General features: G+C 57.6%; 4 protein-coding genes and 1 pseudogene. All 5 read left to right on the forward strand.

The genetic code is table 11. The features are described 5' to 3' along the window. Positions 1-445, forward strand: a 445-nt coding sequence (locus QVO43_RS06970; protein WP_288174686.1) for a DUF4115 domain-containing protein, incomplete at its 5' end; no start/stop codon positions are given. A 14-nt stretch (positions 446-459) separates the two neighbouring features. Further along, positions 460-1,788 carry a 30S ribosomal protein S12 methylthiotransferase RimO gene (gene rimO / locus QVO43_RS06975; protein WP_022487817.1) on the forward strand — a complete coding sequence of 443 codons (1,329 nt, stop codon included), beginning with the start codon at positions 460-462 and terminating at the stop codon, positions 1,786-1,788. 6 nt (positions 1,789-1,794) lie between these two features. Further along, the gene (locus QVO43_RS06980; protein WP_022487818.1) at positions 1,795-3,039 is read left to right on the forward strand and encodes a competence/damage-inducible protein A; all 1,245 of its coding nucleotides are present in this window, start codon (positions 1,795-1,797) and stop codon (positions 3,037-3,039) included. 45 nt (positions 3,040-3,084) lie between these two features. Further along, positions 3,085-4,713 (forward strand): DEAD/DEAH box helicase, encoded by a 1,629-nt coding sequence (locus tag QVO43_RS06985; RefSeq protein WP_370834571.1) that lies wholly within the window; start codon positions 3,085-3,087, stop codon positions 4,711-4,713. 19 nt (positions 4,714-4,732) lie between these two features. Continuing rightward, positions 4,733-4,941, forward strand: a pseudogene (locus tag QVO43_RS06990) (GTPase HflX); the annotation flags it as partial.

The raw sequence follows: 4,941 nt of genomic DNA on the forward strand, positions 1-4,941 counted from the left end.
GTCCGTATTCACCGTGGTCATGGCCTATTTCGTGTTCGGCGGGAAAACCACTCCGGACCTGAAGGCTACCACCAACATCACCGATGGAGTGAAATCCGACCACTCTTCGGAAAAGAGCGAGAAAGAAAAACAAGCAGCCGCCGAGGCCCAGCCCAAGAAGGAAGAAGAAGAGTCCAAAGGGGATGAAAAGACCCTGGGCAAGGGCAACGGGGTCACGGTGGTGGTCACCTACAAGAAACCGGTCTGGACCCAGACCACCATTGACGGGAAACAGGTGGAAGCGGCTACGGTGCCCAAAGGATCCACCCGTACCTACAAAGGGAGCAAGAGCATTTCCGTCAATGTGGGCAGCATCCGGGATGTAGTGATCACTGTCAACGGAAAAGAAGTACCCTACGGCTCCAAGGAATGGGGCGTAGTGACCCGTACGTTCAAGGCGAAATAAGGAAGGAGAACAGATTGGAAATCGGAGTAGTCAGCCTGGGGTGTCCCAAGAACCTGGTGGATTCGGAAGTGATGATGGGGCTCATCAAAGAGCGCCAGTGGACCATTACCAATGACCCCACCCATGCGGATGTGATCATCGTCAACACCTGCGGCTTCATTGAAAGTGCCAAAACAGAATCCATCAACACCATCCTCCAGATGGCGGAATACAAAAAGGATGAGCCCCATCGGAAGCTGATCGTCACCGGGTGCCTGGGCCAGCGGTATGCGGATGAACTGTTCGCAGACCTGCCGGAGGTGGATGCCATCATCGGAACCGAATGTTACGACCAGATCGGCAGCGTCATCGACCGGGTGGAAGCGGGAGAACGGTTCACCCTGCTGAAGCCTCCGCAAAAATACACCCAGAAGGCCAAACGGGTGCTGACCACCCCTCAGTATACGGCCTATCTGAAGATTGCCGAAGGCTGCAACAACCGGTGTTCCTACTGTGCCATCCCCAAGATCCGGGGCCCTTACCGGAGCCGTCCCTATGAGGAAGTCCTCCAGGAAGCCCGGGATCTGGTGAGCCAGGGCGTCCGGGAACTGATCCTGGTGGCCCAGGACACCACCCAGTACGGCATCGACCTGTACCACAAACTGCGTCTGTCGGAACTGCTCCGGGATCTGAACACCATCCCTGACCTGAAATGGATCCGGGTGTTGTACTGCTATCCTGATTCCTTCACCGACGAACTGATCGAAACCATGGCTCAGTGTGACAAGGTGTGCAATTATGTGGACCTGCCCCTGCAGCATGCCAGCAACAGCCTGCTCCACACCATGCACCGGAGAGATACCCGGGAACAGGTGGAAGAGCTCCTGGCCAAACTCCGGAAACGGATGCCGGACATCTGCCTGCGGACCACTTTCATTGTGGGCTTCCCGGGAGAAACCGATGAACAGTTCCAGGAACTGCTGGATTTCGTGAAAAAAGAACGGTTCCAGTGTGCCGGGGTGTTCACCTACAGCCAGGAAGAAGGTACGGAAGCCGGGGCTATGCCCAACCAGATCCCGGAAGAAGTAAAGCAGGACCGGTACCATGCCCTGATGAGCCTCCAGGCGGAGATCTCCGAAGAGATCCAGCAGGAACGGGAAGGGAAAGTGCTGGAAGTGCTCATCGAAGGCAAGGATGAGGAAGATCCCAACCTGGCCGTGGGCCGCAGCTATGCAGAAGCCCCGGACATCGACGGGAAGATTTACGTGGAAGAGGCGGCTTCCCTGAACCCCGGGGATTTTGTGAAAGTCCGGATCAGCCAGGGCTTCACCTACGAAGCGGTGGGGCAGTTGGAAAAGGAGTGATTTCCTGTGAATGTTGAAGTCATCAATACGGGCACGGAGCTGCTCCTGGGCGATATTGTGAATACCAACTTCCAGTATCTGTCCCGGATGCTCAATGATGCCGGGTTCAACGTGCTGTACCAGACCACCATCGGGGATAACGGGGACCGGCTGCTGGAAGTGCTGGCCATTGCCCTGAAGCGGGCGGACATCATCATCACCACCGGGGGCCTGGGGCCCACCCGGGGGGACATCACCAAAGAAATGGTGGCCCGGTACCTGGATCTGCCTCTGGTGCCCAGTGCCTTCTGGCTGGACAAGCTGACCCGGTATTTTGCTGCCCGGCATGTGGTCATGACGGACAACAACAAAAAGCAGGCCATGATCCCGGAAGGGGCCGTGGTATTCAACAACGAAGTGGGCACGGCACCGGGAATCGGGGTCTGGACTCCGGACCACAAACTGATCATCATGCTGCCGGGGCCTCCGGCGGAAACCACCCACGTGTTCGGTCAGCAGGTGATGCCCTATCTCCGGAAAAGCTATGCGGCCCAGGGAATCATCCATTCCCGGGTGCTGCATCTCCGGGGACTGACGGAATCCATGGTGGCGGAAAAGCTGGATGCCATCATCATGGCCCAGACCAACCCCACCATTGCCCTCTATGCCCGGAAGGGAGAAATCATCATCCGGATCACCGCCAAAAGCGATACCCTGGAAAAGGCGGAAGCCATGAACCAGGCCATCGAGGAAAAGATCCGGGAAGTGCTGGGTGAGTACATCTACGGAGTGGATTACGAAACCCTGCCGGAAGCCCTGGGCAAACGGCTGAAAGAAAAACATCTGACCATCGCCTTTGCCGAATCCTGCACCGGAGGCCTGGCCTCCAGTCTGGTGACGGATATTCCCGGAAGCTCGGAATATCTCATGGGGTCGGTGGTCTCCTATACCAATGACGTAAAGCACCGGCTGCTGGGGGTGAAACAGGAAACCCTGGACAAATACACCGCCGTCAGCGAACAGACTGCCCGGGAAATGGCCCAGGGGATCCGGGAAAGAATCGGAACGGATCTGGGCATCAGCATTACCGGGATCGCCGGACCGGGAGGGGGGACCCCCACCCAGCCGGTGGGCCTGGTGTACATCGGTGCAGCGGATAAAAACGGAACCAAAGTCCTGGAATGCCGGTTCAAGGCGGCCCGGACCACCATCAAACTCCGGGCGGCCATGAATGCACTGTCTCTGGCCATGGACCGGGTGAAGGAGCTGTAACGCTCCTGTACAAGATAAGGAGAAATTATGACTGAAACCACAGAAATGGAAAAGAAACCGGTGGAAACAACGGAAACTGCCAAACCGGAAATCACTTCCTTCGAAGATCTGAACCTGGACCGGAAGATCCTGGCAGCCCTGAAGGAAATGGGTTTTGAAGAACCCTCTCCCATCCAAAAGGGGGCTATCCCCCTGGCTCTGGAAGGAGACGACCTGATCGGCCAGGCCCAGACCGGTACCGGCAAGACCGCCGCCTTCGGGATCCCCATCATCCAGAAGATCAACGAAAAGGACCGGCACATCCAGGCCCTTGTCATGAGCCCCACCCGGGAACTGTGCATCCAGGTGGCGGACGAAATCAGCAAGATTGGCCGGACCAAACGGATCCGGGTACTGCCGGTATACGGGGGCCAGCCCATCGAACGGCAGATCCGCAGCCTGAAACGGGGCATCCAGGTGGTCATTGGGACCCCTGGCCGTCTCCTGGACCATATCCGCCGGGGCACCATCGACCTGGAATACGTGAACTTCCTGGTGCTGGATGAAGCCGACGAAATGCTGGACATGGGCTTTGTGGACGATATGGAAAACATCATCAAAAACGTTCCCCCGGAACGGCAGACCATGCTGTTTTCCGCCACCATGCCCCGGCCCATCCTGAGCATCAGCAAGAAATACATGCGTACCCCCAAGATGGTGGCCATCCACAAAGAAGTGGTCACTGCGCCCACCATCGACCAGTACTACTATGAAACCCGGGACAAGGTGGACGGCCTGTGCCGGATCCTGGACACCACCGACGACTGCAAGATGATCATCTTCTGCCGGACCAAAAAAGGCGTGGATGAACTGGTCATCGCCCTGGCCACCCGGGGCTACGAAGCGGAGGGCCTCCACGGGGACCTGAGCCAGAACCAGCGGGACCGGGTCATGAAAAAGTTCCGCAGCGGCCAGGTGGACATCCTGGTAGCCACCGACGTGGCGGCCAGAGGGCTGGATATCGACAACATCACCCATGTGGTGAACTTCGACGTGCCCAGTGACAGCGAAAGCTACGTGCACCGGATCGGCCGTACCGGCCGTGCCGGGAACACCGGTGTGGCTCTTACCTTCATCACTCCCCGGGAATTCCGTCAGCTGAAGCTGATTGAACGGAGCATCAAGACCAAAATCATCCGGGGCACCCTGCCCACCGACGCCAGCGTGCTGGAACGGCAGCGGGAACAGATTGTATCCAAGATGCAGACCATCCTGGAACAGGACCGGTATCAGGACTATCTGCCCATTGTGGAAACCCTGGAAAAGGACTATGATGTCCAGGATATCGCCGCTGCTGCCCTGAAGTTCATGCAGGAAGGGGCCAAAGCCCTGGAAGAACCGGAAGAGGAAGGTTCCCTGCCGGATGCCCTGGCCAACACCGGTGCCAAACCGGGGATGGTGCGGCTGTTCGTGAATATCGGCCGTTCCAGCCGGGTCACGGTCCGGGATATTGTCCAGAGCATTGCCATCGAGGCGGAAATCCCTGCTCGGAGCATTGGCCGGATCAGCATCTATGACAAATTCAGCTTTGTGGAAGTGCCCATGGAACATGCGGAAAAAGTCCTGGCAGTGATGCACCGGAACACCATCCGGGGCTGCCGGGTGAACATGGAGCCTGCCAAAGCACGGGTATAATACCAAAAGGAGTTCTCCTATGACTCAAACGATCTACGGAAAGACGGAGGGCCTGAAAAAACAGGTCCTCACCCAGTTGGAAGGGATCTATGAGCTGAGAGCGGACGAGGGCCAACTGATCAGTGAGGAGTTGGCCCTTGTTTTGCGGGATTTGACGGAAGCCATCAACCGGGAAATCTCCATTTATGTGGACCGGAAGGGCCAGGTGACGGCGGTGGCCGTAGGCAG

This window comes from Acidaminococcus sp. CAG:542, assembly GCF_000437815.1.
Classification (GTDB): Bacteria; Bacillota; Negativicutes; order Acidaminococcales; family Acidaminococcaceae; genus Acidaminococcus.

Excerpts from the sequence above, each read along its gene's own strand:
- QVO43_RS06985 (WP_370834571.1), top strand. The coding sequence starts at position 3,085 with ATGGAAAAGAAACCGGTGGAAACAACGGAAACTGCCAAACCGGAAATC.